At 60.2% G+C, this 24,896-nt stretch carries 20 protein-coding genes and 2 tRNA genes; 7 read left to right on the forward strand and 15 right to left on the reverse strand.

All coding sequences use genetic code 11. The features are described 5' to 3' along the window. Window positions 1–32: 32 nt before the first annotated feature. The 3 genes from KUV51_RS13585 to dddP all read right to left on the reverse strand — a co-directional run bounded on the left by KUV51_RS13585 (window position 33) and on the right by dddP (window position 4,703). Window positions 33–1,127 carry a tryptophan 7-halogenase gene (locus KUV51_RS13585; protein ID WP_222522180.1) on the reverse strand — a complete coding sequence of 365 codons (1,095 nt, stop codon included), beginning with the start codon at window positions 1,125–1,127 and terminating at the stop codon, window positions 33–35. Then, complete coding sequence (locus tag KUV51_RS13590) at window positions 1,127–3,085, reverse strand: LodA/GoxA family CTQ-dependent oxidase (RefSeq protein ID WP_222522181.1); 1,959 nt, start codon at window positions 3,083–3,085, stop codon at window positions 1,127–1,129. The genes KUV51_RS13585 and KUV51_RS13590 overlap by 1 nt, the downstream gene beginning before the upstream one ends. Window positions 3,086–3,359: 274 nt before the next feature. Continuing rightward, a complete protein-coding gene (gene dddP, locus KUV51_RS13595) occupies window positions 3,360–4,703 on the reverse strand; it encodes a dimethylsulfonioproprionate lyase DddP (RefSeq protein ID WP_222522182.1) in 1,344 nt (447 codons plus the stop codon). Between the two features lie 120 nt (window positions 4,704–4,823). Between dddP and KUV51_RS13600 the strand changes: the two genes are divergently transcribed. Then, window positions 4,824–5,570, forward strand: coding sequence for a heme-dependent oxidative N-demethylase family protein (locus KUV51_RS13600; RefSeq protein ID WP_222522183.1), 747 nt, complete (start codon window positions 4,824–4,826; stop codon window positions 5,568–5,570). Window positions 5,571–5,598: 28 nt separating this feature from the next. Here the strand turns inward: KUV51_RS13600 and KUV51_RS13605 are convergent, their stop codons facing one another. The 4 genes from KUV51_RS13605 to KUV51_RS13620 all read right to left on the reverse strand — a co-directional run bounded on the left by KUV51_RS13605 (window position 5,599) and on the right by KUV51_RS13620 (window position 9,527). Further along, window positions 5,599–6,042 carry a glyoxalase superfamily protein gene (locus KUV51_RS13605; RefSeq protein WP_222522184.1) on the reverse strand — a complete coding sequence of 148 codons (444 nt, stop codon included), beginning with the start codon at window positions 6,040–6,042 and terminating at the stop codon, window positions 5,599–5,601. 195 nt (window positions 6,043–6,237) lie between these two features. Continuing rightward, window positions 6,238–7,041 carry a lytic transglycosylase domain-containing protein gene (locus tag KUV51_RS13610; protein ID WP_222522185.1) on the reverse strand — a complete coding sequence of 268 codons (804 nt, stop codon included), beginning with the start codon at window positions 7,039–7,041 and terminating at the stop codon, window positions 6,238–6,240. A gap of 710 nt (window positions 7,042–7,751) precedes the next feature. Next, a complete protein-coding gene (gene glnA, locus KUV51_RS13615) occupies window positions 7,752–9,155 on the reverse strand; it encodes a type I glutamate--ammonia ligase (protein ID WP_222522186.1) in 1,404 nt (467 codons plus the stop codon). A 33-nt stretch (window positions 9,156–9,188) separates the two neighbouring features. Further along, complete coding sequence (locus tag KUV51_RS13620; RefSeq protein WP_039683188.1) at window positions 9,189–9,527, reverse strand: P-II family nitrogen regulator; 339 nt, start codon at window positions 9,525–9,527, stop codon at window positions 9,189–9,191. Between the two features lie 144 nt (window positions 9,528–9,671). Between KUV51_RS13620 and KUV51_RS22355 the strand changes: the two genes are divergently transcribed. Next, complete coding sequence (locus KUV51_RS22355; protein ID WP_410001077.1) at window positions 9,672–10,484, forward strand: NAD(P)H-hydrate epimerase; 813 nt, start codon at window positions 9,672–9,674, stop codon at window positions 10,482–10,484. Between the two features lies 1 nt (window position 10,485). After that, window positions 10,486–11,367, forward strand: coding sequence for an NAD(P)H-hydrate dehydratase (locus KUV51_RS22360; RefSeq protein ID WP_410001078.1), 882 nt, complete (start codon window positions 10,486–10,488; stop codon window positions 11,365–11,367). On the opposite strand, the gene KUV51_RS13630 is transcribed toward KUV51_RS22360, so the two are convergent. Next, window positions 11,364–11,867: a Hint domain-containing protein gene (locus KUV51_RS13630; protein ID WP_261385845.1), complete on the reverse strand. Its 504-nt coding sequence runs from the start codon at window positions 11,865–11,867 to the stop codon at window positions 11,364–11,366. The genes KUV51_RS22360 and KUV51_RS13630 overlap by 4 nt on opposite strands. Before the next feature lie 126 nt (window positions 11,868–11,993). On the opposite strand from KUV51_RS13630, the gene KUV51_RS13635 reads away from it, so the two are divergent. Together KUV51_RS13635 and KUV51_RS13640 are read left to right on the forward strand one after the other, a co-directional pair. Beyond that, window positions 11,994–12,078: transfer RNA gene (locus tag KUV51_RS13635), tRNA-Leu, on the forward strand. A 100-nt stretch (window positions 12,079–12,178) separates the two neighbouring features. Next, a complete protein-coding gene (locus KUV51_RS13640; RefSeq protein ID WP_222522187.1) occupies window positions 12,179–13,039 on the forward strand; it encodes a YihY/virulence factor BrkB family protein in 861 nt (286 codons plus the stop codon). Here the strand turns inward: KUV51_RS13640 and KUV51_RS13645 are convergent. The 7 genes from KUV51_RS13645 to KUV51_RS13675 all read right to left on the reverse strand — a co-directional run bounded on the left by KUV51_RS13645 (window position 12,999) and on the right by KUV51_RS13675 (window position 19,498). Then, window positions 12,999–13,928, reverse strand: coding sequence for an AEC family transporter (locus KUV51_RS13645; RefSeq protein WP_222522188.1), 930 nt, complete (start codon window positions 13,926–13,928; stop codon window positions 12,999–13,001). The genes KUV51_RS13640 and KUV51_RS13645 overlap by 41 nt on opposite strands. Before the next feature lie 68 nt (window positions 13,929–13,996). Beyond that, window positions 13,997–14,800, reverse strand: a complete 804-nt coding sequence (locus KUV51_RS13650) for an MBL fold metallo-hydrolase (RefSeq protein WP_222522189.1) — start codon at window positions 14,798–14,800, stop codon at window positions 13,997–13,999. Next, window positions 14,797–15,597: a TatD family hydrolase gene (locus KUV51_RS13655; protein WP_222522190.1), complete on the reverse strand. Its 801-nt coding sequence runs from the start codon at window positions 15,595–15,597 to the stop codon at window positions 14,797–14,799. Before KUV51_RS13655 ends, KUV51_RS13650 begins: the two co-directional genes overlap by 4 nt. Beyond that, on the reverse strand, window positions 15,594–16,712 hold the full coding sequence (locus tag KUV51_RS13660) for a DNA polymerase III subunit delta' (RefSeq protein WP_222522191.1): 1,119 nt from the start codon (window positions 16,710–16,712) through the stop codon (window positions 15,594–15,596). The genes KUV51_RS13655 and KUV51_RS13660 overlap by 4 nt, the downstream gene beginning before the upstream one ends. A 73-nt stretch (window positions 16,713–16,785) precedes the next feature. Continuing rightward, entirely contained in the window at window positions 16,786–17,421 is a 636-nt protein-coding gene (gene tmk / locus KUV51_RS13665; RefSeq protein ID WP_222522192.1) for a dTMP kinase, read from the reverse strand. Further along, window positions 17,418–18,584: a D-alanyl-D-alanine carboxypeptidase family protein gene (locus KUV51_RS13670; protein WP_222522193.1), complete on the reverse strand. Its 1,167-nt coding sequence runs from the start codon at window positions 18,582–18,584 to the stop codon at window positions 17,418–17,420. The genes tmk and KUV51_RS13670 overlap by 4 nt, the downstream gene beginning before the upstream one ends. Window positions 18,585–18,601: 17 nt before the next feature. Beyond that, a complete protein-coding gene (locus tag KUV51_RS13675; protein ID WP_222522194.1) occupies window positions 18,602–19,498 on the reverse strand; it encodes an SPOR domain-containing protein in 897 nt (298 codons plus the stop codon). A gap of 216 nt (window positions 19,499–19,714) precedes the next feature. Here KUV51_RS13675 and KUV51_RS13680 point away from each other — a divergent pair. After that, window positions 19,715–19,804: transfer RNA gene (locus KUV51_RS13680), tRNA-Ser, on the forward strand. A gap of 858 nt (window positions 19,805–20,662) precedes the next feature. Next, window positions 20,663–24,802 carry a calcium-binding protein gene (locus KUV51_RS13685; RefSeq protein WP_222522195.1) on the forward strand — a complete coding sequence of 1,380 codons (4,140 nt, stop codon included), beginning with the start codon at window positions 20,663–20,665 and terminating at the stop codon, window positions 24,800–24,802. The last annotated feature ends 94 nt before the right edge of the window (window positions 24,803–24,896 follow it).

Genomic DNA, 24,896 nt, shown 5'->3' on the forward strand with positions numbered 1-24,896 from the left:
TGACACAGTGTGCCGAGGTGCGCGCGGCGGCGCTATTGGCAGTGCGCTTGGGTTTGATGTGTCTTTTCTGCGTGAGGGCGCATGTCGTGTGAAGCCGCACGGTCGCGCCAGAACGGTGTGTCGAAGGGGAGGGCTGCGTATTGAAGGCGAGTGCTGGCGTGGGTGCGTTCGGCAGTGCGGGCAGCCAGCGCGGCGTAGACCATGGGGGCGTCGGTGTTTCCCGCGATGGCATCAGCGACTGCGTTTCCGGCGAAGAACCCGCCGGACAGCGCGTTGAACAGCCCTTGGGACGAGATCGGGTCGAAGGCGGCCATGGCGTCGCCAGTGGCAACCCATCCCATTTCGCAGGCGCGGTCGAGGACGGCACTGCGGCAGTCCATGGTGGCGCTGGGGCTGGCGTTGTTCGGGATTGGAATGCGAGTCAATGCGCGGACCGCACGATCGAGCGTGGAGCCGGGTGACTTCAACATCTGTTTGGCGTTCGCTGCGCTGGTGACAAAGCCGATGGTTGAGCCGGTGCGGCTGGGCACAGCGTACCACCAGCCATCCTTGGCAGCCTCGGCGACCATGATTGGCTCAGCCTCGCTGGGGATATGCCAGAGCAATGCGACCAAGTTCGGTCCATGTAGGGACGTCGCGCCGTTGCGGCGGGCGATGTGGCTGGGGCGGCCGGTTGCGTCGATCAGATACGAGCTTTTGACGGTATGAGCGGTTCCGTTTTCGGAGATGTCCACGTGCCAGCCCGCGCCCATTTTCCGGGTGTGCCCCACCCGCCCTTTGACAATCTTCGCGCCCAAGGCTGTGGCGCGGGTGCGCATGGAGAGGCTCAGCGTGCGACGGTCAACGCCCCAACCGTGCAGACCAAGCCCCGGGATTGCGCCGTGAGACTGCAGATGCGCGCGGCCCCAGACGCTTTCGACAGCCTTGATATGGAGGGCGTCCCGCAACGCTTGGCCGAGGCCAAGGCGCTGCATGATCGCGCCCGCGCCCTGTGCCAGCATTTCGGCGCGCGTTTGAACCACGCCGCCGGTTGGGTCGACGACGGTGACAGCGATGTTGCGTTCAGCTAGCGCGATGGCAGCGGCAAGCCCGGCTGGCCCGCCGCCTGCGATCACGACCTGTGGCACTAGACCTCGCCGCGATCGAAACGCTGGAAGGTCTGGGTTTCGAGTTCTTCCTCAACCTCAACCTTGGGGGCCGTGCGCAAGGCCAGCGTTGTGACCTGTTCTTCTGTCGACTGCAGTGCGACCACGTCCTGAGCAAGCTTGAGGCTCGGATCCCCTCGGGTGAAGGTCGGTGAGCGGCCCGTTTCGACAAAGCACGGATCGGGCAACCCGGACCCTTCGGGCGGCGTATGCGCCTCGACCAGGCCGGTCATCCACCATTTGTGGACCATGTTGTCGATCCGTGCTGCATAGCCCGTGCCCTGAAGATCGCGCAGCCAGAAGCGGCGATGGCTGAAGTGGCGTTGTACCTGAAGCGGGGCCAGTTCCGGAGTGGTGGCAATAGTATAGGCCTCGATCGGTAACACCTGATTCGGGACACGGGCGCCCCAAAAGCTGGGTGAGGAAAGGTACAGGCTGGGGGTATAGACCAGACCTGAATTGCAGGACGCTTCGTCCGTCTGCCAGGGCACACCCATCCAGCGGGTCAGGCTGCCGGGGCCTGTCGGGCCCCATGGGCCGTCCCATGCGAGTGCCTGTTCGCGGCTGAGTGTGTCGCCGTAATCCTGGCGCACGGGCTTGCCTTCGGGCAGGGGGCGCAGGCGGTAGGGGACATCGGGGTTCCACATGGATGCAAGGCGCATGGGCCATGTCAGCTCGATCCCCGGATGGAACGGGCCGCCCAGGCATTCGTGCAGCGCCGCGCGGTCCAACTCGCGCGGTTGGTCGCAGGTGGGGATGTCGTCGAAGGCCGGGATGGTGGGGATGCCCGTCCAATCGGCTTCGAAATTCCCGGCCGCCCAGTTTTCCAAATGCTTGTACTGGGTTTTCGTCAGAAACAGATCCTCGCGCGCTGGGTCCACCAGTTTGCCCTTGTCGGGGCCGTTCAGATACCGGTCCCCGTAGGTGTCGCCGAAGAATGGTGGCAGGGCGGCGTGGTTCAACGCTTCGGTATTGCTGTTGCGGAAGAGTTTGAACACCGCCTGTCGATAGGTGGCGCTTGCCCCGGTCGGGTCGGCCATTTGCGCAATGATGTCTGGATCGCGGGCATCGAGGGGGGTGCCCTGACCGGCCAGCAGCAGGACACCGTCGCAGACCCATTGGTGCCCAGTCATGCGGTCGAAGATGGGCCAGACATCGCGGGTGAAGCTGGTGCTTGTCGGTGGCTCCAGGATCCCTTCCCGAAAGTAGAGGTCCCGCACAACGTCATCCATCGTGACAACCCCGAAGAGGCCCGGTCCGAAATTGGGGGGTGCGACGATCACATGGGCCGGTGTCGCCTCGAACGCAGTGTCGCCGATGGTGACGGTTGCCCGCACGGGGCCATCGCTGGTGTCATCGTGCCAGCCGTCATTGTTGGCGAAGGTTGTAGGGGCCGTGCCCGGAACCAGCGGCGCGGAGTGGCCGTGGCCGCCAAAGAACAGGAGCCGCCCGGCATCGTCGGTACGCAGTTCGCCGAGGTAGACGGGTTTGCCAAAGAATGTCCCGTCGTCGAAGGGCACAGAGGTTTGGTTGGGACCCGAGATGTCGCGCGGGGAGGGCCGGATGCTGAGCCGGTCGCGGTCGTCACCGTTGAAGGTGGCGTTGCGTCTTGACGGCTCGAAGACCTCGTCCGGTGGCAGGTCCATCGCGTGCTGGAAGTCATACCAGCCTGCCTTGAGATTGGCGATTTCGACGCGCCAGTTGATCTGGGCGTCGGCCGTCGTGATCTCGCGCACTTCGCCGGAATTCAATGTGGCGTAGATGCGGAACCGTGCAACTTGGCGTTTCAGCCGCCCTTCGGCATCGCGGAAACCATCGCTATCTTGAGGCGTTGCGCTAATGACATCTGGTGCAAGGAAATAGCCATTTTCCGAATTGCCGACCCGCGCGACGCCAATCGCTGGATGGATCGAAATGCTTTTTATCTCACCGGCTTGCATTTCCAGGTCCTTCAAAATGCGTTGATAAAAATCAAATACTTGTCTGGGTCGATTTCAGAATCGTTTACAAACTTCACGTTATGCGAGAATTCCCAATTGGCCTATGATTTGTTTTCAAAAAAATCGCTTGCACGCAAAAATAGAAAAAGAATCGGGCTTTTCTGTTCGGATGCGTTGGGTGTGGGCGCCTTGCGTCCGCGTAGCCGGACGGGATGTCATTGCATGAGCACTGGATGTGCGATGCGGTATGGTTGCAACAGGCCTGCTTAGGCGATCAGGCCTGTCCCATCAATGCGGCGTCGAATGGGTATGTGATCAGGTTTTCGTACCCATCTTCCGTCACCAGCACCTGATCCTCGAGCTTGATGCTGAAGTCGCCGCCCACTTCGCCGACGGCTGCCTCCACGCACAGGACCATCCCGGGTTCGAGCGGGTAGTCGTAGGCGCCCGCGACGGCCTTGTCGGGGTAGGCGACCAATGGCCACTCGTCGCACAGGCCGACGCCATGCATCAGGCAGCCGTATTTCTGCGCCTGGAACTTGTCATCCAGCACATGCGTGTTTGCCGTAAGCTCCGGGATCATGACGCCGGGTTTGATCATCTCCATGTTCTGCATGATGTGCTCATGGGCGTGCTGCATGGCGTAGACCATGTCGGGTCGTGGTGTCCGATCCCCGATCCACCAGCTGCGCGAGATGTCGACGCAGATGCCGTAACTGCCGATGAGGTCGGTGTCGAAGCTGATGATCTCGTTCTGTTGGCACACGCGCGGGCCGCATTCCTGAAACCACGGGTTGGTGCGCTGGCCGGAGGAGAGGAGCCGTGTTTCGATCCATTCCCCGCCGCGTTTGATGTTTTCAGCGTGCAGGATGGCCCAGATGTCATCCTCGCAGGTCTTACCGTCGCCCACATTGGCGCGTGCGAAATCCTCCATCGCCTGCACCGAGGCTTCGCAGGCGTTCACGGCGCAGCGCATGGCGAGGATCTCGTCCGGTCCCTTGATCGAGCGGGATTTCTCCGTGACCTCTTCGCCATCCATCACCTCGAACCCCTGCGCTTCGAGCGCGCGCAGGCCGTGCACCATGGGTTTGTCGACCGCCAGGCGGTTCAGTCCGGGCGCGTGTTCGGCGCAGATCTCGCGCACGCTATTGGCGAACACATCTGCGGCCACGTCGATCTTGTCCCCGCGGTCGAAATAGAACAGGTCGGCACCGTGCCTGACCTCGCGCACCAGCGGGTTGAATGAGGACAGGAAGGGCGCATTCTTGTAATCCCAGATCACCATGTAGCCATCGGCGCAGAGCAGTACGGCGCGGAACGGGTTGTGCGCGTTCCAGAGCTGCATGTTGGTCGTGTCGGTGGCGTAGCGGATGTTGAGCGGGTCGAACATCAACAGCCCCGCATAGTCGCGGTCCACGATGTGTTGGGTGAGCCGCCGCCAGCGGAAGTCACGCATTTTCGCGAGGTTTGGCAGGGTCAGCCCGGCAGCGTTCCACTCCTCAAAGGCAAGTTGGGTGGGGCCGATTTCGATCCGGTTGGCATCGTTTGGTGTGCCGTCGCCCAATGTGGCGCCGCAATTCGGGTCGATCTTGCGGTTGTCCCGGTAGTGTTGGTTCATTTGGCCTTCCTCCCCCGTGCCAGCGTGCAGCGGAATGCGCGCTGCGAATTGCCAAATTCCGACAGGCTTTTGGCGTTTTTTTCCACTGGAGGGGTGGTGGGCTGCGTGGCACAACGGGCCATGACAGCGATTTTGCAGACGCATTTGCCCGATGACATGCGCATGGCGCGTGCCTTGCCCGGCATCCAGCCCGAACGTGGACATTGGTTGCGTGTCGATGAAGCCTATGCCGCCCAGATGGCGCGCCGGGAAGTGTTGTTGGCGGAGCAACCTGCCGATGTGCTTTACCTTGATCCGGAGGCGCGGCCTGCGGCGGAGGAGCTGCTGGGTAGCGTTCTTGAGTGCCTGCCTGCCCTGGACTTCGAGGTGAGCGAGGAGCGCGCGATCTGCCCGGATGGGCGCTGTATTGCCCTGGACCGCGCCGCGCCGTTGGAGACCCTTGGCCGGCTGTGCCAGAACGATTTCGTGCTGATGGAACAGCGCGAGGATGAGCATGTGTTGACCGGTGCGGTGCTGTGTTTTCCGGCCTCCTGGCGGCTGAGTGAAAAGGCGGGGCGTCCCCTGACCGACATACATGTCCCGGTCGCGGAGTATACCGGCGATGTGGCCCGCCGCGTTCAGCGGCTGTTTGACGGGATCCAGGTTGGGCGCCCGCTGTGGCGGTTCAATCAGCTTTGGTACGAAGACCCCGAACTGTTCCAGCCCCGCTCGCAATTCGAGCCGCGTCGGGTGGGGGCCGGGTTGCGGAATGGGCCGTATTACCGGACCGAACGGCAAACGCTGTTGCGCCTGCCGCAGAGCCGTGCGGTGGTCTTTGCCATTCACACATACGTGCTGGCCGGTGCTGACGTGCCGCCCTTGGATTAGACGGGCGGCACGCCCGCGTTACGACATGTCATTCACCTGACCACGCGTCGTGGATGACAACATGGGGTTGCCCGTTCGAGGTCACACGCAGCGAGCGGCCCTTGCCGTTCACCACGCAATTCACCTGTTTGCGCCAGGCCGAGAATTGTCGTGACTGCACCACGTCAATCGCATCGTCAAACCGCAGGGTCAGCGCGTGTCGGCCACCCGGCATGAGCCGCGCGGCCTTGACGAACCCGCTGAAGCGATGGCCGAGATAGCGGCCGGTGACGCGCTGCCCGGGCGCATAGCCGTGTTGCGGCGCCTCCTGCGCCCGCGCGCTGAGCGTGTTCCAGTCACGTGCGCCCCACTGGCGCGCCACGGTTTCAAGTGCCTCTGCATGCGTCAGTGGTGTGCCTGCCGCGTTGACTGCCTGTCGCAGACGTTTGGCCTGCGCCTTGAGCGCAGATCGTGAGGGTAGGGGGATATCCATATCCAGCTCCGTTGTCCGGTCGCGTGGGTTTGGCGTTCGGGGCTCCGCGTTGCCGAGGCTGCGACCGTTGAAGAGGTCGGACAATCAGGACTTCACCAAGATGCGGAGGGCAGGAGCCTGAACCCTATGGGGCGAATACGCCGATATGCCCGAGGGCGCAAGCGTCGCTTTGCGCTTGCGCCTCTTGATCGGGGTTCAGCCGTCGATCCGGGCACCCATGATCGCGATGGACTGCTGATAGACGGTGGCTGCATTCCACTGCTTGATCACGGCAAAGTTCGGTTGGCCCTGCTGGTAGCCCTGACCGGGTTTCCAGCCCTTTTGACGCAGGAAATTAGCCGTCGACGCAAGGGCGTCCGTTTGGTTGTAAAGATCGACGCGGCCATCGCCGTTGGCGTCGACACCATATGTCAGCGCGTTGCCAGGCAGGAATTGTGTATGTCCCAATTCGCCATGTTTCGCGCCCTTGGTGGCACCGGTAATGGAGCCTTGATCCACCAGTTTCAGTGCGCCGATCGCATGTGGCTTGAAAAAGTCGGAGCGGCGGCAGTCATAGGTCAGGGTTACGATAGCGGACACCACAGAGCTGTCGCCCATAAACCCGCCAAAGGCGGTTTCCATGCCATGAATGGCAATCAGAACACCGGCGGGCACACCGTATTGGCGTTCGAGCGCGGCGTAGAATTCAGGATTGCGGGCCTTGCGTTTGCGCCCTTGCGCGACGATCGTATCGGCCCCTCGAACCTGCATGAACTTGTCGAGGCTGTAGCGGAACGATTTCTGGTTCCGATCGGCGGCGATTGTCCGGGTGGCGTAGGTTGCATTTGCGAGTGCCTGCAGGCCAGGCGATTGGACACCTGCACGTTTTGCGTCCGCGGCAAAACCGGACTTCCAGCTTTCAAACCCAGCGGATGAGTTGCCGCATTGTGCGTATGCAACATGTGCCGACAAAGCGAAAACGGCGGCAAGGGTGCCGCCGGTTAACCGTTTTAAACACATCTGTCTCTCTCCCTGTGAACGTTCCGGGCGAGGGTACAGCGCTTTGACGCGCGCGCCCAAGCCCATTCTTCGATGTGATCAAGCCATGTGTGCAAGGATGATGTTCAGGCCCATAATAACGGAGGCAGCGACGCAAACGCGAAAGCAGAATTGAGTTGTGGTCATAAATTTCACCATTATTAAATTTTCAATAACAACATCGTCGGCCTCTACAGCATCAGATGCAAGTCAGGAATACACGACCCCTGCTGCAACGCAGCAAGATAGGCGAGAGTACGCTCATTTATTCAGCGCTGGCAAGTCATGAATCTGTTTTTAAACGATTTTTGGTCGCTCACAATAGCGGCAGCAAGCAAGATATTCCCGCAAAAGTAGAATTATGGTGCTCGGCCAGGGCGCGTATCGAGGACATGTCACACCGCTCAAAGCCGTTTTGGGCGATGGTTGGCAGAGCGGTTCAGGGCAGCTTATTCAAGGCGCAAAGGTTAACTTCGGATCCGTCGAAAATCGTGTCACGAACGCCTGCTCACGTTGCGCAACGGTGCCTTTGCCCCGACTTTCCCTTCGCTTTGGTTGAAGGACGAAATGCGGTTCTGTGAGACGCAACCGGTCCAGAGAAGCCCGAACCGGGAGTCGGGTGGAAGTATTTCGCATGCAACAAAAAAGGCGCCCCGAAACGGGGCGCCTTGAGTTTCAACTGCCAGGGAGGATCAGCAGCTGTAGTACATGCCGAACTCAACCGGGTGCGGTGTGTGTTCGTATGTTTCGATCTCTTCCATCTTCAGCGCGATGTAGCCTTCGATCTGGTCCTTGGTGAACACGTCACCAGCCAGCAGGAAGTCCATGTCGGCTTCCAGCTCTTCCATCGCTTCGCGCAAGCTGCCGCAGACGGTCGGGATACCGGCCAGCTCTTCTGGCGGCAGATCGTACAGGTCCTTGTCCGACGGATCGCCGGGGTGGATCTTGTTCTGGATGCCGTCGAGGCCAGCCATCAGCAGGGCCGCGAAACACAGGTAGGGGTTGGCCGACGGATCGGGGAAGCGTGCCTCAACCCGCTTGGCTTTGGGCGACTCGGTCCATGGGATCCGGACGCAGCCCGAGCGGTTGCGGGCCGAGTAGGCGCGCAAAACGGGGGCCTCGAAGCCGGGGATCAGACGCTTGTAGCTGTTGGTCGACGGGTTGGTGAAGGCGTTGAGCGCCTTGGCGTGCTTCAGGATGCCGCCGATGAAGTACAGAGCTTCGTCCGACAGATCAGCATACTTGTCGCCAGCGAACAGCGGCTTGCCGTCTTTCCAGATCGACATGTTGCAGTGCATACCGGTGCCGTTGTCGCCCGCGATGGGCTTCGGCATGAACGTGGCCGACTTGCCGTAGGCGGCGGCGACGTTGTGGATGACATACTTGTACTTCTGCAGCTCATCGGCCTGCTTGGTCAGGCTGTCAAAGATCAGACCCAACTCGTGCTGACAGGACGCCACTTCGTGGTGGTGCTTGTCCACTTTCATGCCCAGACGCTTCATGGTGCTGAGCATCTCGGACCGCAGATCCTGGCTTTCGTCCGTGGGGTTCACGGGGAAGTAGCCGCCCTTCACGCCCGGGCGGTGGCCCATGTTGCCCATCTCGTATTCGGTGTCGGTGTTCCAGGACGCATCGGTTGCGTCGACTTCGTAGGAAACCTTGTTGATCGAGTTCGAGAAGCGAACGTCGTCGAACAGGAAGAATTCGGCTTCGGGGCCGAAGAAGGCGGTGTCGCCAACGCCCGAGGATTTCAGGTAGGCTTCGGCTTTCTCGGCGGTCGAGCGCGGGTCGCGTTCGTAGGCTTCGCCGGTGTCAGGCTCAACGATCGAGCAGTGCACGCAGATCGTTTTCTCTGCATAGAACGGGTCGACATAGGCGCTGGCCTGATCAGGCATCAGCTTCATGTCGGAGGCTTCGATGGATTTCCAGCCCGCGATGGACGAGCCGTCGAACATGAACCCTTCCTCAAGGAAGTCTTCGTCGACCTGGTCGGCCATGACGGTGACGTGCTGCAGCTTGCCGCGCGGGTCTGTGAAACGGATGTCGACGTACTCGGCGCCTTCTTCCTTGATCATATCGAGAACGGGGTTGGCCATTCCTATTGGTCCTTCCTGACGTTTGGTATTGAGTTACAGCGCGTCCGAGCCGGTCTCGCCGGTACGGATGCGGATGGTTTGTTCGATGGGGGTGACGAAAATCTTGCCGTCGCCGATTTTCTCGGTCTTGGCCGCATCAACGATGGCAGCGATTGCAGCGTCGACCTGATCGTCGTCGAGGACAACCTCGACTTTGACTTTGGGCAGGAAGTCGACGACATATTCTGCGCCGCGGTACAGTTCGGTGTGCCCCTTCTGGCGGCCAAACCCCTTGACCTCGATGACCGAAAGCCCCTGAACGCCGACCTCTTGCAGGGCCTCTTTCACCTCATCAAGCTTGAAGGGCTTGATGATTGCTTCGATCTTCTTCATGGGGCTGGCCTCCCTTTGTCGCGCCTTGAGATGGGATGGACCATTTCCGGGTTTGGAAGGTCCATGGGATGCGGTAGAGATTAGGTGTGCCGGGCGTCGATTGTGAGTTGTGCGCACTTTGATTGTGCAGGGCGCACAAAAAATGTGCGAAATGAAAACTTTGGGATTTTCAGCATGACGGAACTGCTAACGGCTGCGCAGATGCGAGCGATTGAACAGGCGGCAATTGAGTCGGGACAGGTGACGGGCCTTGAGCTTATGGAGCGCGCCGGGGTCGGCGTGGTCGAGGCGGTGTTCGAGGAATGGCCCGAGTTGGGTGAAGGCGTGCACCGGGCGGTGGTCTTGTGCGGGCCTGGCAACAACGGCGGTGACGGGTTTGTCGTGGCGCGATTGTTGCGGGCGCGTGGATGGGATGTCGATGTGTTTTTCTACGGCAATGCGGGGAAACTGCCGCCGGATGCTCGGGTAAATTACGACAGATGCCGCGCCGTTTGCTCTGTGCAGGATTTGGGGTTTCCTGTTGCCGGTGATGCCGAGCAGATGATGTTTAGAGATGCCGCAGTTCATCGCGGCGATGAACTTCCCGTTTGCGACGATGACATCAAACCGCCCTTTGTCGTTTTTGATGCTCTGTTTGGAATTGGCTTATCCCGTCCCATCACCGGTTTGAACGATGTGATGGTACACTTAGATTACCTCGGTCTGCATCGCGATCTCAACGAAACCCGCCTCGTGGCAATAGATGTGCCCAGTGGATTTGAAACCGATACCGGCGAAATGATCTGGGATAAGGTGCCGGAGAGCACGCCGTTTCCTGCAATTTGGTCTGATCTGGTGGTCACCTTTCACGCCCGCAAACCCGTCCACGATGTCATTGCGCGTGACCTCATGAAGACGGTGGTTAAAGATATCGGCCTGGACCCTTTCGTCACCGACAACGATCCAAGCCGTGTCTAAAATGTCATCGGCTGAAAAGATCGTGCGCAGTGCGCTGCCCAACCTTGCTAAGCGTCATGGGCACAAGTTCGACCACGGGCACGCGCTGATTTTATCTGGCGGTTTTGGGCGCACAGGTGCTGCGCGCCTGGCCGCGCGTGGGGCGTTGCGCATCGGCGCAGGTTTGGTGACGTTAGGTGCACCACCGTCGGCTCTGATGGAGGTCGCAAGCCAGATCACTGCGCTCATGCTGGCCCGGGTTGCGGATGCAGCCGCACTCGGAGCGATCCTGGATGATGGCCGGATCAATGCGCTGTGTCTCGGGCCGGGGTTGGGATTGCATGATCGTGCCACATCGCTTGTGGACGCGGTGCTGTGCGGAGGGCACCTCCGCCTTACGAGGCGTGTTGTTTTTGACGCAGATGCGTTGACCCTGATTGCGCGCGAACCGCAGCGCATGGAGGCCCTCAACGAACATGCGGTGCTGACACCGCACGGGGGGGAGTTTGCGCGGCTGTTCCCTGACATCTCCGAAAAGCTGAGCGTCGTGCCGGACCGGGGTCCGGCTTACTCGAAGGTGGATGCCACGCGAGACGCAGCGAAACGATGCGGGGCTGTCGTTCTGTTCAAGGGGCCGGATACCGCCATTGCGCACCCGGATGGCCGATGCTCCGTCCATACCTCGACGTATGGTCGAGAGGTGCCTTGGCTTGCCACCGCTGGGGCGGGCGACGTACTTGCCGGATTTATTACCGGCCTTATGGCGCGCGGATTTGAACCCATTGAGGCCTGCGAAGCTGCCGCTTGGCTGCACGTCGAATGCGCGCAAGCCTTCGGACCCGGCCTGATTGCCGAAGACCTGCCGGAGATGCTTCCACAGGTGTTGCGCGCGCTGGACACCTAGGCGGCTTCTGCGCCCGTCATCGTCATCGCGGGCACCGACAACTCCAGACCGTCAGCATAGACCACATGCGGTGCCTCGAACCCGAGCCGGACGAGCGTCATCTGGCGGGTGCCGAGCGAGGTGATGTATTCATCGTCGATCAGGCACCCGGCCGGCATCACCGCCTGTGCCGCACCGCGCATGGCCCGTGCCCGCCAGTCGCGGATCAGAACCATCTGGGCGGCGGGAATGATGACGTGATGACTGGGCTTGGTGTCGCCCAGAGAGCCCGCGGCGATTTTCACCGCCTCGTCCGTCGTTCGGTAGGACTGGGTCGCGGTGAGCGGGACCAGACCTGCATTCCGTGTGATCACGCGATCCCCCGCCGAGAGATACTCGACCGGAATTTCACCGTCAGCTGTCAAAAGAAGCGTGCCGGACACAAGTCCGACATGCGCGATATCAATGCGCAAAGGGGGCATCCGCCCGACCGTTTCGCGCCCGACCGTTTTCGGTTTCATGGCGTCTCTTTCTGTAACCTGCCTCTAGGTTGGGCATATGATAGTTGAACGGGCGCTTAATGTCGCGTCATTTTTCGCAAATACGTCTCGCCTCCCTCCGCCCTCTTTGCTATTGGGGCTCGTGTTGCGGGCGTGGCGGAATTGGTAGACGCACCAGATTTAGGTTCTGGCGCCGCAAGGTGTGGGAGTTCGAGTCTCCCCGCCCGCACCAGACACGGCAGGAACGACGTTGAGAAACTATTGCGGGTTTCGTACGTTCCCACGTCATGACACAGCTAGAAACAAGCAGCGTCCCGCCGAAAGATCCCGCCATGTGGTGGCGTGCCATTCGACATGTCGCGCGGCTGAACGACGAAAAACATCTGGGGCTTATCGCGGCGGGTGTGGCGTTTTATGCCATTCTGGCTGTCTTTCCCGGCATTGCGGCCACGATTGCACTGTGGGGGATCATTGGTGATCCCGGCTTGGCGCTGCGGCAGATGGAAGAGTTTCAGGCTCTGATCCCGGCGGATGTCTATGCGTTGCTCGCGGCTCAGCTGGTCAAGCTTGCGACGACGGATGGGCTGACGCTGGGGTGGGCATCGCTTTTGTCGTTCGGGTTTGCGCTCTGGTCGGCACGTGCGGGGGTGGCTGCTTTGATGCAGGGTCTGAACGCGATCTACGACGCGCCGAACCGGTCGGGCGTGGCCCACTACATCCGAGCGTTCCTGTTGACGTTGAGCCTGATCGGCGTGGTCCTTACGGCCATGGCCTGCATTGTTGTACTACCCGTGGTCCTCGCGTTTCTGCCGCTTGGCCCATGGGCCAATTTTGGTGTTGAAGTATTGCGCTGGGCCGTTGGTATCGCCGTTCTGCTGGCGGGGTTCTCGGTGATCTACCGGTTGGGGCCGAACCTGTCCGGGCAGCGCCCGCGCCTGATTTCGCCCGGTGCTGCCTTTGCCGCGATCTGCTGGATTGCTGCGTCGACCGGGTTTTCCGTCTATCTGCAGAACTTCGGTAACTACAACGAGGTATACGGGTCCATTGGTGCGGTGATCGTCATGCTGTTGTGGCTGTTCATCAGCGCCTATCTGGTGTTGCTGGGGGGCGCCTTGAACGCGGAACTGGCGCGGGCGCGGCGCGCCAAGCTGTCTATCCCAGAACCATCAGCCACATCCACGCCGTCAGAATAGTCAGTGCCGTTGCGACAAGCACTGACGTCGCCGCCACCCGCTTTGCACGGCCGTACATGTTGGCAAAGATATAGCCGTTGACGCCCGGAGCCATGGCGGCTGTCAGAACGGCGGTCTTGTGGGTGCCTTCAGGCACGGAAAGGGCTGTGCCAAGTCCGTAGGTGATCGCCGGATGCAGCAGGAGTGAGATCGCGCAGATCATGGCGATGACCCGTGCGTCACCTTCAGGTTTGTATTGGATCAGGACCCCTCCGAGGGCGAAAAGGGCGGTGGGAAGTGCCGCACGGATCACGAGGTCCAGCCCGTCGCGCAGAACGTTCGGCAGCACGATGCCGCTGAGGTTGACGATGAACCCGGCCAGGATCGCCAGGACAAGCACGTTGCGAAACATCGCCCGGATGACCCCACGCGCCATCGTCAGAGGGCTTTGACCGCGATTGCGCGCAATCTCCATCGCGGTGATGCCCAGCCCGTAGCAAAAGGGGGAATGGAATGCGATGATGGCGTAGGCACCAGACAGCGCCTCGGGTCCGTAGGCTCGTTCGTTGATGGCGAGGCCCAGCAGGACCGAATTCGAAAACAGGCAGCAAAAGCCGATGGCGATGCTGTCTTCGATATCGCGTTTGAAGAAGTAGAAGGCACCTGCCGTGCCAAGGACAAAGCCGGTGGCGGCGCCAACGTAGAAGCTGGTCAGCAAGCGCAGATCGAGGCTGGTGGACAGGTCCAAGTTGGCGATGGCGGAAAACAGCAAGCAGGGGATCGCAAAGTTCTGGCTGAACTTCATCAGCGCGTCGATGCCATCGGCCGTAAAGAAACCGCGCCAGACCGCAACGTATCCGAACCCGATCACCAGAAAGACGGGCAGGATGACGTCGAGAAGCGCTTGCATGTTCGGGCCTTTGCGGCGGGGTCAGAGGACGGGAGCCTCCGGCGGGGATTTTTTGAAAACAGGGAAGGTCAGGACACGGGGCGCGTCACCGTCAGGCCGTCATAGGCGGGTTCAATGTGGGCGGGTGTTTCGTTCAAAACGGTGTCGTAATCGAGGTCGATGTGCATGTTGGTCAGGATCGCGCGTTTGGGTTTGACCCGTTCGATCCAGTGCAGCGTGTTTTCAAGATGGCTGTGCGTCGGGTGCGGGTCGCGGCGCAGCGCGTCGACGATCCATGTGTCGAGGTTGTCCAAAGCGGGCCAAACGCTGTCAGGGATGGTGGCCACGTCCGGCAGATAGGCCACGTCGCCGATACGGAAGCCAAGCGCGTCGATGCTGCCGTGGTTTACCTTGAACGGGGCGAAGGTGATGGGGCCGCCGGGGCCGTCAATCACCGTGTCGCCGTCGATCGTATTCAGTTCGAGGATCGGAGGGTAGGGCGAGCCTTTGGGCTGGACAAAGGCATAGCCGAAGCGGCTGATCAGGTCGTCCTGCGTGTCGCCGTCGGCCCAGACCTGCAGCCGTTCGCGCATGTTGAATACGATCATCCGCAGATCGTCGATACCGTGCACGTGATCGGCATGGGCATGGGTGTAGATCACGCCGTCAAGGCGCCCGGTTCCGGTGTTCAGAAGCTGGTTGCGCAGATCGGGAGAAGTGTCGACCAGTACGGTGGTCGTGCCTGTTTCGCCGATGCGCTCGACCAGCAGTGAACAGCGTTGCCGACGGTTCTTGGGATTGTCAGGGTCGCACGCCCCCCAGTTGCCACCAAGCCGCGGCACACCGCCGGACGATCCGCAGCCAAGGATCGTGAACGTCAGAGTATCCGTCATGCAGCGACCTTGTAGGCTGCAGCCTTGGCGAACAGGCGGTCGAAGTTCCTTTGCGTTTGCGCGGCGAATTCAGCGTAGTCGAGGCCCATCGTCTCGGCCCCTTTGCGCGCTGTGTGGGCCGTGAAGGCGGGTTCGTTACGTTTGCCGCGATAAGGGGGCGGTGCGAGGTAGGGGGCGTCGGTTTCGATCAGGATGCGGTCCACAGGCGCGGCGGCGAAGATGTCGCGTAACTCCTGGCTTTTCGGAAATGCCGCGATGCCGGACATCGACAAATAGAAGCCGAGGTCGAGTGCGGCGCGCGCGAGGTCCAGAGACGAGGAAAAGCAGTGCATGACGCAGCTGTAGGCGCCTTGCTTGTACTCTTCGGTCAGGATTCGGGCCATGTCATCATCCGCTGCCCGGGCATGGATGATGAGCGGCAGACCGGTTTCGCGCGCCGCTGCGATATGGATGCGCAAGGATTTTTTCTGAATGTCGGCACTTTGAGACGTGTAGTGATAGTCCAGTCCGGTTTCGCCTATGCCCACGAATTTCGGATGCCGCGCCAAAGCAATCAACTCATCCGTTGTCGCAAGCGGTTCGTCGGCCGCACTCATGGGGTGGGTTCCGGCGGCATAGAAAACAGGGTCGTGCGCTTCGGCGATGGCGCGGACCTGTGGCTCCAGCCGCAACTTGGTGCAGATCGTGACCATTCGGGTGACACCAGCCTCGGCGGCGCGCGCGACGATATCTGGCAGCTGACCCTCGAAATCCGGGAAGTCGAGGTGGCAGTGGCTGTCGGTGATTTCTGGGGTCATCGGGCGGGGGCCGTCTCGGATAGCTTGAACAGCGTATCTAGGACCAGCGCGGCAGGGTCAAGGTTGACCGCTCTGCCGTGGCGGGCGCGGGCCAGTGCGGTCTGTGCAGTTTGTGCCCACGCGCGGGCTTGATGGGCGTGGGGTGCGAGGCGCATGAGGATCGCGGCCTCGTCCGGGGCGGCCTCGACAGGGGGAGGGTGGCCCAGAGCGCCGGTGCGGGCCAGACGTGACAGGGCGACGTCGATCAGAGTGTAGAGCAGGTCGAGCTTTTCTTCGGCGCCACGACCGGCCGCTGCTTCCGCCAAGGCGAGTGCCCGCCCACGGTCGAGGTTGGGTAGCGTGCCAAGCAGGTGGATCACTTCGCGGTAGATTTTGAGCCCGTCGAGAAGCGATAGGCGCAGGGCATCGCCGACCGATCCCGCGCTGAGTTCCGCAAGCGCCGTTGCATCGGGGCCGGGGTCCACACCGGCTTGCGCCATGGCCTGCTCCATCTGCTGAAGATCAAGCGTGCCCAATCGAAGCGTTCGGCAGCGCGAACGGATTGTGGGCAACAGGCGGCTGGGCTGATGGCAGATCAACAGGAGTGTGGTGCGCGCCGGCGGTTCTTCGAGCATTTTCAAGAGGGCATTGGCGGCGTTGACGTTCATGTCGTCGGCGGCATCGATGATCACGACCCGGCGTCCACCATCCGTCGCACTGAGTTGGAAGAACGAACCGAGCGCGCGGATGTCGTCGATGGTGATCTGATCGCGCAGGCGCTTTGTCTTTTCGTTTTCTGTCCGATGCACGGATTTCAGCCCCGGATCGGATCCGGCTGCAATGCGTCGCGTGACCGGGTGGTCGGGCGAGACATCAAGCGTGCTCGGCACCGGGGCACCGAACATATCGTCGGGATCCGGGTCGGGGGTGGCCAGCAGGAAACGCGCGATACGCCAGGCGAGCGTAGCCTTGCCTACACCACGCGGGCCGGTCAGCAGCCAGGCGTGATGCACACGGCCCCCATTGAACGCGTCCAGGAATGCCGCCTGCGCCGCGTCCTGGCCGATCAGGTTCACAGTTTCACGCGGATGCGGTGCGCCGGGGATGCGCGTCGGGTCCTGGGTATCTTCAGCCATGAAAGTGACCTAGCATCGGAGGCGGCAGGGGGGCCAGCCCCCCGGCGCATATGCGCCTCCCCCCGTCGTATTGTCAGTCAGAAGAAGCCAGGTATGCGGCAGCGACGCTCTGAACGTCGTTGGCCACTGCGCTGACGTCCTGCGCACCATTGATCGTGCGAAAGCGATCCGGGAATTCGTTGGCAAGCGCAAGGAACCCTGCACGCATTTTTTCCTGCAGATCGGTTCCGAAATCTTCGAACCGTTCTTCGATACCCTGCCGCCCCTTGGCGCGGGCAAGGCCCTGGGTCGGGTCCATGTCGATCAGGATCGTCAGGTCGGGTTCCCGCCCAATCATCAGGTCGTGGAGCGTGTCTACCTTGGCGCGAAGATCCCCGCGGCTGAGACCTTGATACATGCGGGTGCTGTCGGCGAAGCGGTCACAGATCACGATCTTGCCGGCATCGACAGCCGGTTGGATCAACCGTTCCATGTGATCCCGCCGGGCCGCCGTAAAAAGCAGCAGTTCGGTTTCTGCGGACCAGCGATCCGGATTACCCTGCAAAACAAGCGCGCGTATTTCCTCGGCCCCCGGGCTGCCGCCGGGTTCGCGGGTCAGGACCACGTCATGGCCAAGGCCGCGCAAGTGGTCCGCCAGCAACCGCGCTTGCGTGGATTTGCCGGAGCCGTCGATGCCTTCGAAGGTGATGAAGTGCCCCTTGGACGTCACGCGCCACCTTCGGGCGCGGTTTCCTCGTTGAAGCGCTCGATCAGTGACAGGGCAGCGGTCGAAATCTTGGCAAGGAAGCCGCCATGGGCAATGTCGTCCTCGGCCAGCAGCGGGACGCGCACCTCCGGCAACCCTTCTGGCTGGATCACCAGTTCACCCAAGGGCGTTCCGGCGGCAATCGGTGCCTGGACCGGGCCGGTGTAGACGACCTCGGCATTCACGGTCTTGCCAGCGAGGATGGGCAGAAGGACGGTAACGTCTTCCTGTGGGACGAGACCCACTTCGGGTTCCGCACCTTCCCACACGCGGGCGGTGGCGACACGCGTTCCGCTTTCCACCACTGTACGTTCGGCAAACTGGCGGAAGGCCCAGTTCACAATCGCCTCGGATTCCTGCGCGCGGCCCTCTACCGTGTCGAGGCCCGAGATGACGAATACGACGCGGCGCTCGCCTTGCTTGGCCGAGCCGGTCAGGCCGTAGCCGGCTTCTTCCGTGTGCCCGGTCTTCAAGCCGTCGGCGCCAATGCCGAGCGTCAGAAGCGGATTGCGGTTGAAGCGGTTTGAGCTTTCGTTTGCGTCAAACAGGAACTCGGTTTCCGAAAACATCGGATAGTATTCGGGATAGTCGGATATCAGCCGTTGCGCCAAAAGGCCCAGGTCGCGCATGGACATCCGGTGCCCTGCGGCGGGCCAGCCGCTGGAGTTCGCGAATGTCGAATTGGTCATACCCATCTCCTGCGCGCGCCGGGTCATGAGGCGGGCAAATCCGGCCTCGGTCCCGTCGGGGCTGAGCGCTTCGGCAATGACAACGCAGGCATCGTTGCCAGACAAGACGATGATGCCGCGTATCAAGTCCTCGACCGTGACACGCTCGCCCTGCTGCAGAAACATGGTCGAACCACCAAAGCTCGCTGCATGCGTCGATGTCACCAACTCGTCCGTCATGGCCAGTTGCCCACGCTCCACGGCTTCGAACGCCATATAAAGCGTCATCAACTTGGACATTGACGCAGGCGGCAGTGGCTCGTCTGCGTTCTTGTTCAGCAAAACGGTGCCGGTGGTGTGGTCAATCACATAGGCCGCCGTCGCGCGTGTCTCAAACGCAGTGACGGGCAGGGCGGTGCTGGCAATCAGCAGGGCGGCAGCAGCGAGGGGGCGGATCACGGGTGATTTGCTCCTGGTCAGTTTGTGACGGCGTATGCGTCGGTGAACCCTTCGCCCTTGATGGTTTTCAGCAACTGGCTGCGTTCCGAAGCGGTGCCAGCAGGGCCGACAACAACGCGCCAGAACGCTTTGCCATCGCGTTCAAAGGATTTCACGGTTGGAATGACCCCGGCGCCGCGCATCTGCTTGGCGGTTCGTTCAGCATTTGCCTCGATTGAGAAGATACCGATCTGGATGAACGGTTTGTCGAGGCTGGATGCCGTTGGTCGCGTCGTTGCTGCGGCAGGGGTGGGTTCAAGTGTGGCGGCAGGCTGAATGCCTTGCGTAGAAGGTGCCGGAGCGTCGAGACCCGCTGCAGCGCTTTCGATAGGATCGAGTGTTGTCGTTGAAACGTCCGCAGGTGCGGCGACGGTTTCTGCATCGACAGGCGCTGCCTCGGGTTCAAGGGATACTTCTTCTTTCCGGAGCGCTGTGACATTCAACTGCGCAGGTGCGCCAGCCAGCATTCCCAGTGCTTCCGCCGCATCAGAGCTGATCTGGATGCGTGGGCCGGGAATATCACGTTCACGACGGAACAGAGCGCCCACGACGAATTGGTCGTTTTCGGTGTTGCGGATAATTACCCGCTCAGGGTCGGTGACATCCGGGTGCGCCACCCACACGCCGCCAAGAGACGGACGGCCATCCCAGAGCCCTGCTTCCGTTGCCGAGAACACCTCGGGTGCTTCGACGTCGCGCTCGACTGTCTTGATGGCAGCGCCAGGTTTTGGCGTGTCTTCTACCGACGTGTTGGAGCGTTTGAACGCATCCATGGCGACGAATTGGCCACTTTCGTTGCACCCGGCCAACAGGCCAAGCGCCAGAACTACGGCTGTGCCGCTGCGAAATATGGAACGGGATGAATGTCTGCTCATGGACCAAGTCCTTGCCTGCTGTTGCCTGTGCGCCCGATTTCGGGCTGTTTTGGTGCCGCTTGCGGCACAGGATTTTTCCCCGCTTATGCAGGGTTCTGGGCCGATCATAGCCTGAACGTAACGTTCTGAAAAGCGCGCGATTCGCACATCGGCAAATTTCCACGGCGCTGTGGGCATTTGCAGAATCGCATCTGCGCCCCTAAAGCACGTCGCACCGGAGGTTTGGCAGAGTGGTCGAATGCGGCGGTCTTGAAAACCGTTGGGCGTGAGAGCGTCCCGTGGGTTCGAATCCCACAGCCTCCGCCACAAGCCCAGATGCTGGTCGAGATTTGAGAAAGGGTGGCGTCAGCTTCTTGCGCATCGTCTTGGATCACCCGGTTTCTGACTGATCTAGGGAGCTTTGTTCCGTGCCAAGAACGGCAGGACGTGTTTTTCCGCTTCGTTCGACAAGATTGACAGCGCAAAGAATGCATTCCCGCGCGACAGCAGGATGCACGGCATTATAGCTGCAGCCGCGAGAAGCGCACACTGTAGCCATCGTTGATCCTGTCACCTGTGTCGGTGCAAAAGAGGCAGCCAGTCAAAGGTAGTCTCGCCATGACTTCAAGCATCCATGACAGCGGCAGTGACATGGCGATGACAACGAAGAGCAAAGCCGGGAATGGCCAGAACCTCGCAGGCCATTTCGACAGGCCGCGCGAAGCCGACCAACACGCGCTGGTTCGCCCTTTCGACTGTAGGTCGTTTCAATTCAGGCGCCGGAGGACAGCAGTGGAGTGACATGCCGCGGTGCTGTTGAGTGTTGGCGGAGTTCAGTTGGTCGTTCAATACACCGCAGTTGAGACAAGCCGGGCCTTGGTTGTTCGCCGCTCTTCCAAGGCGAATCTACCTCGGCACGAAGTGAGTGAACAATCTCATTTGCAAATAGCATGTTTCTGCACGAGACATTTCTCCGGTATTTGAGGTGAATTAAATTCGCTGATCGATGTCTCAATTCAGCTTGTGCTTGCTTGGCGTTTTTGATCGTATCTCCAAAAGAGAAAAGTCGGAAAAACAGGGGTTTCTGTGCGTTATTCTTTCAAGGAAAGTGCTGGCATCTTCGTGAATTGGCCGAATTGGCCTTTGAATGACGATGTTGACGCAACGGCATCTGGCTCGGCAGTTTTGACCAAAACCAGAGCCGCAACGGAAACTGGAACATCAAGCGACGACTCCCTCACTGGAACCAATGGGTCCGATCTGTTGGATGGTGGCGGTGGAAACGACGTCATTACCGGCTTGGGTGGGCGTGACACTCTGATTGGTGGCGCAGATGACGATGATCTGCTTGGCGGCTCTGGCAACGACCTCTATTTTTTTGACCTTGGATGGGGAAGTGACCGTCTTCTGGATGTAGATGAGAGTGGGGGCGGTGGCGGCGTTCTGGATGCCATCGAATTCGGCGTTGGCATTGATCCGAACGACATTGCGCTGAAACGAGACGGTCAACACCTTGTTGTTGAACATGAGAATGGTGACCAGATCTCGGTTTTCTACCAGTTCGGCGTCACATTTTTGTCGATGGATACCGCGTATCAGATTGAAGAAATCCGATTTGCTGATGGGACCGTCTGGGGCGATGCAGAACTCCATGCAATTCTGACGACGGGCACATCTGGTGACGACTACATCGTTGGAAATGACGCTGATGAGCTTTTGCTGGGTCTCGAAGGCGATGACTACATATTGGGCGCTGATGGTGAAGACACGATAAATGGTGGCGCAGGCAATGATTTCCTCGGCACTGGTGCGGGACAAGGCCAGTTTGTTTTCGATCCCAATTGGGGGCAAGATACTGTTTCGGCGCGTTTCGGCGACTCCATTGTTTTTTCCGACGGCGTGCATTCAGATGAACTGACGGTGAGAAGGTCGGGCAGCGACCTCCATATTGATCATGCCGATGGCGCGTCGATCCGCGTCCTCAATTTCTTCGCGGCCAATGCAGCAGGTGACTTGGCGGCAGTCCATTTCGCCGATGGCACCATCTGGACGGCGGCGGATCTGGTTCAGATGGCGCGCATACCGACCGAGGGCGCAGACGTCATCGTAACTGATGACAACGGCGCCGTGATTGACGCGCTCGGAGGCGAAGACACCGTTTCCGGCGGCGCTGGCAATGACACTATTTCCGGTGGTGTCGGTGATGATGTTCTTTCGGGGCGTGACGGAAACGACCTGCTGTATGGGGGTGTCGGCAACGACACGTTGGGCGGTGTTGTCGGGGAACGTGGCGACGACCAACTGTTTGGCGGCGCTGGTGACGACCTGTTAGCTGGCGGATCGGGCAATGACACCCTGACAGGAGGTTCAGGCAATGATGTTCTGAGCGGTCTCGATGGAAACGACGAATATCATTTCTCCGAGAATTGGGGCAGCGACACGATCAACGCTGGCGACGGCAGTATCAGTTCAACTGTACAGACAACATTTGACGTCATCCGTTTCGATGCGACCGTTTCAGTGTCTGATATTTCTATTTCGCGCGTCGGCAGCGACCTGATCCTGAGCCATTCGAATGGCGATGAAATTCTTGTCCGCGACCAATTCGCGAATCCGCAACTCGATAGCCTCTATGTAAATGTCTCCGAGGTTGTATTTGCCGACGGCACAGTTTGGACTGCCGGCTTTCTGGATCTGCAATCCAACCCGGCCACAGCTGGCAATGATGAGCGCAACGGCGGAACGGCTGATGATTTCATCGATGGCTTGGCAGGCGACGATACGCTCTACGGGAGAGAAGGGAGCGATACGTTGTCAGGTGGCGCTGGGGACGATGAACTGAGAGGCGGCGCCGGGCTGGACACATATGTGTTCGAGCTGGGTTGGGGACAGGACACGATTTTTGACACGTCAGCCGCGGTTGGCAGCGCGGCCCCTGACAGTATCGGTCTGCTTTCATTCGGCGACGGTATTCACGCCAGCGATTTCACCGCACAGATACGTGACCTTGCCATCCTGCTCATTCACGCAAGCGGCGCAACGATTGAGCTGGGCGAGTTCTTTCTTCTGGACCTGCCGGGAGAGGCCGTGACGGCCAGCTTCATGGATGGAACGGTGTGGACCATTACGGAGATCGAAAACCTGACGACGCGTGGTACGCAAGGTGACGACAGCATTTCTGGATTTGACCGGGACGAGACACTCGCGGGTGAGGCCGGTGACGATACGATTTGGTCCAATGGTGGCGACGATACAGTCAGCGGTGGTTCAGGTTCCGACATCCTGAATGGCGGCGCTGGCAACGACATGGTTTCAGGGGATTTCGGCCACGACAGCCTTTGGGGTGCCATTGGGGACGACACGCTGATCGGTGGCACAGGCAATGACCGGCTTTCGGGTGGGGCGGGCGCAGACACATACGTGTTCGAGCTGGGCTGGGGCAATGATACGATTGTCGACTTCGGTACGTCGCAACCGAACAGCCCGGACGTCATTCAATTCGGCGCCGGCATTCAAGCGTCGCATATCCAAGTACACTATGCCTTTGCAGATATGTTCCTGACATATGCAAACGGAGACCGCATCGTCATCCAAAATGCGCGCACGACGGAAAATGTGGTCAGAGAAATACATTTCGCGGATGGCACGGTCTGGACGAATGCATATCTGGACGCGATCTACCAGGCAGGGACCTGGCCTCTCGAGGTGTTCATTGCATCCGACGCGGATGATGAGGTTCTGGGCACATCGATGGGTGACTCCCTACGTGCTGCGTCCGGTGACGACATCATCGTGGGTTTCGAGGGCCCTGACACGCTGGATGGAGGAGAAGGCGACGATATCCTGATCGGTGGTCTCGGCAATGACAGCCTGATTGGTGGGCTGGGCGAAGACGTATATGTCTTCGATCTTGGCTGGGGTTGGGATTTCATCGATAACACCGAAGCAAATGCAACTGACGAGACGGCGGCCGCCAGCGCCGAGTTTGTGTATTTTCGCAGTGCAGTGTCCTTCGATGACCTCGCCTTTTGGTGGCGCGAGGATGATTTGCTCATATTGCACGAAAGCGGCGATAGAATCGTCATCGAGTACCATTTCCTGCATCCGGCCTATGCAATTTCGGAACTGGTGTTCGAAGTTGGCGCTGATGATCTGGAATTCATTTCGGTCGATGAGCTTCAAATTGGTTTGATGGGCACGGACGGCCAAGACAGCATTGTGGCGAGTGTTGGTGACGACACGATCATCGGCCTTTTGGGCGACGACACGATTGACGGGGGCGCCGGGCACGACATCCTGCAAATCCGCGGGAGCAGTAGCGACTATCAGTTGCTCCAGGCAGACAATGGTTTCTACGAATTGCGCTCAGTTGACGGCGCGGATTTGATCGTCGGCATCGAAGAGGTGCAGTTCCAAGATGCAACTATGACGCTCGGAGAAATGCTGACGTTGCTTGAAACACCCGGTCTTGTCCTTCAGGGGACATCGGATGCGAACGACTTGCTGGGCTCAACCGGCGATGACTTGATCGCTGCCGGGGCCGGCAACGATACGGTTCACGCCGGGAGCGGGAACGACGCCTTGAACGGCGGTATCGGGGCAGACGTTATGAATGGTGGTTCCGGGAATGATACACTGACAGGTCTGAACGGCTTTGACAGCCTGTCCGGGCAGGGCGGGGACGACAACCTGAGGGGAGGGTTCGGCAACGATACTCTGGACGGGGGCGATCTGAACGACCTGCTTCATGGTGGTGTCGGCTTTGACAGCCTGCTGGGTGGTGCTGGTTCCGACACGTTGTTTGGCGTGAATGGGCGGGATACGTTGCTGGGTGGTTCGGGCAACGATGATTTGTTTGGGGGCGATGGCAACGATCTACTTGATGGAGAAGCGGGCAACGATCAGTTGAATGGCGGCCTCGGTTTCGACACGCTGATTGGCGGCGCCGGTGATGACGTCTTGAGCGGCCTGAACGGTTTCGACCTTCTGCGCGGTGGAACAGGCAATGATAGCCTCGAGGGCAACTTTGGGAGCGATACGCTGGATGGTGGTGCTGGCAATGACACGTTGCGCGGTGGGCTTGGTGCGGACACATTCGTGTTTACGGGCGGGGCTGATCTGATCCGGGATTTTTCGCTTGTGGTGGATCATTTGGAAATAGCCGCTGCCATACTTCCAGACGGGGCATCCCAGGTCAGCGACCTTGTCGACTTCGCGTCGGTCATTGACGGGAACCTGGTGTTTGACTTCGGGGATGGTGATCAATTGCGCCTGAACGGGGTCACAAACATTCAGCTGTTGCTGGATGAGATCACGTTTGTCTGACGGCCAGACGTCGACGGCTGACCATATCCGAGTCTTGTTCAGCGTGTTGCGCCATCCCGCGACCCTTTTCACCTCTGGGCTGTCATGCGTGCCC

Source organism: Tateyamaria omphalii (assembly GCF_019802125.1).
GTDB classification, from domain to species: domain Bacteria; phylum Pseudomonadota; class Alphaproteobacteria; order Rhodobacterales; family Rhodobacteraceae; genus Tateyamaria; species Tateyamaria omphalii_B.

What these genes read in the sequence shown, in the direction of transcription:
- KUV51_RS13610 (WP_222522185.1), bottom strand. Translation starts at nt 7,041, where the DNA reads ATGTGTTTAAAACGGTTAACCGGCGGCACCCTTGCCGCCGTTTTCGCT.
- dddP (WP_222522182.1), bottom strand. Translation starts at nt 4,703, where the DNA reads ATGAACCAACACTACCGGGACAACCGCAAGATCGACCCGAATTGCGGC.
- KUV51_RS13650 (WP_222522189.1), bottom strand. Translation starts at nt 14,800, where the DNA reads ATGACGGATACTCTGACGTTCACGATCCTTGGCTGCGGATCGTCCGGC.
- KUV51_RS13655 (WP_222522190.1), bottom strand. Translation starts at nt 15,597, where the DNA reads ATGACCCCAGAAATCACCGACAGCCACTGCCACCTCGACTTCCCGGAT.
- KUV51_RS13590 (WP_222522181.1), bottom strand. Translation starts at nt 3,085, where the DNA reads ATGCAAGCCGGTGAGATAAAAAGCATTTCGATCCATCCAGCGATTGGC.
- glnA (WP_222522186.1), bottom strand. Translation starts at nt 9,155, where the DNA reads ATGGCCAACCCCGTTCTCGATATGATCAAGGAAGAAGGCGCCGAGTAC.
- KUV51_RS13660 (WP_222522191.1), bottom strand. Translation starts at nt 16,712, where the DNA reads ATGGCTGAAGATACCCAGGACCCGACGCGCATCCCCGGCGCACCGCAT.
- KUV51_RS13600 (WP_222522183.1), top strand. Translation starts at nt 4,824, where the DNA reads ATGACAGCGATTTTGCAGACGCATTTGCCCGATGACATGCGCATGGCG.
- KUV51_RS22360 (WP_410001078.1), top strand. Translation starts at nt 10,486, where the DNA reads ATGTCATCGGCTGAAAAGATCGTGCGCAGTGCGCTGCCCAACCTTGCT.
- KUV51_RS13675 (WP_222522194.1), bottom strand. Translation starts at nt 19,498, where the DNA reads ATGAGCAGACATTCATCCCGTTCCATATTTCGCAGCGGCACAGCCGTA.
- KUV51_RS13640 (WP_222522187.1), top strand. Translation starts at nt 12,179, where the DNA reads ATGTGGTGGCGTGCCATTCGACATGTCGCGCGGCTGAACGACGAAAAA.
- KUV51_RS13645 (WP_222522188.1), bottom strand. Translation starts at nt 13,928, where the DNA reads ATGCAAGCGCTTCTCGACGTCATCCTGCCCGTCTTTCTGGTGATCGGG.
- KUV51_RS13620 (WP_039683188.1), bottom strand. Translation starts at nt 9,527, where the DNA reads ATGAAGAAGATCGAAGCAATCATCAAGCCCTTCAAGCTTGATGAGGTG.
- KUV51_RS13630 (WP_261385845.1), bottom strand. Translation starts at nt 11,867, where the DNA reads ATGAAACCGAAAACGGTCGGGCGCGAAACGGTCGGGCGGATGCCCCCT.
- KUV51_RS13605 (WP_222522184.1), bottom strand. Translation starts at nt 6,042, where the DNA reads ATGGATATCCCCCTACCCTCACGATCTGCGCTCAAGGCGCAGGCCAAA.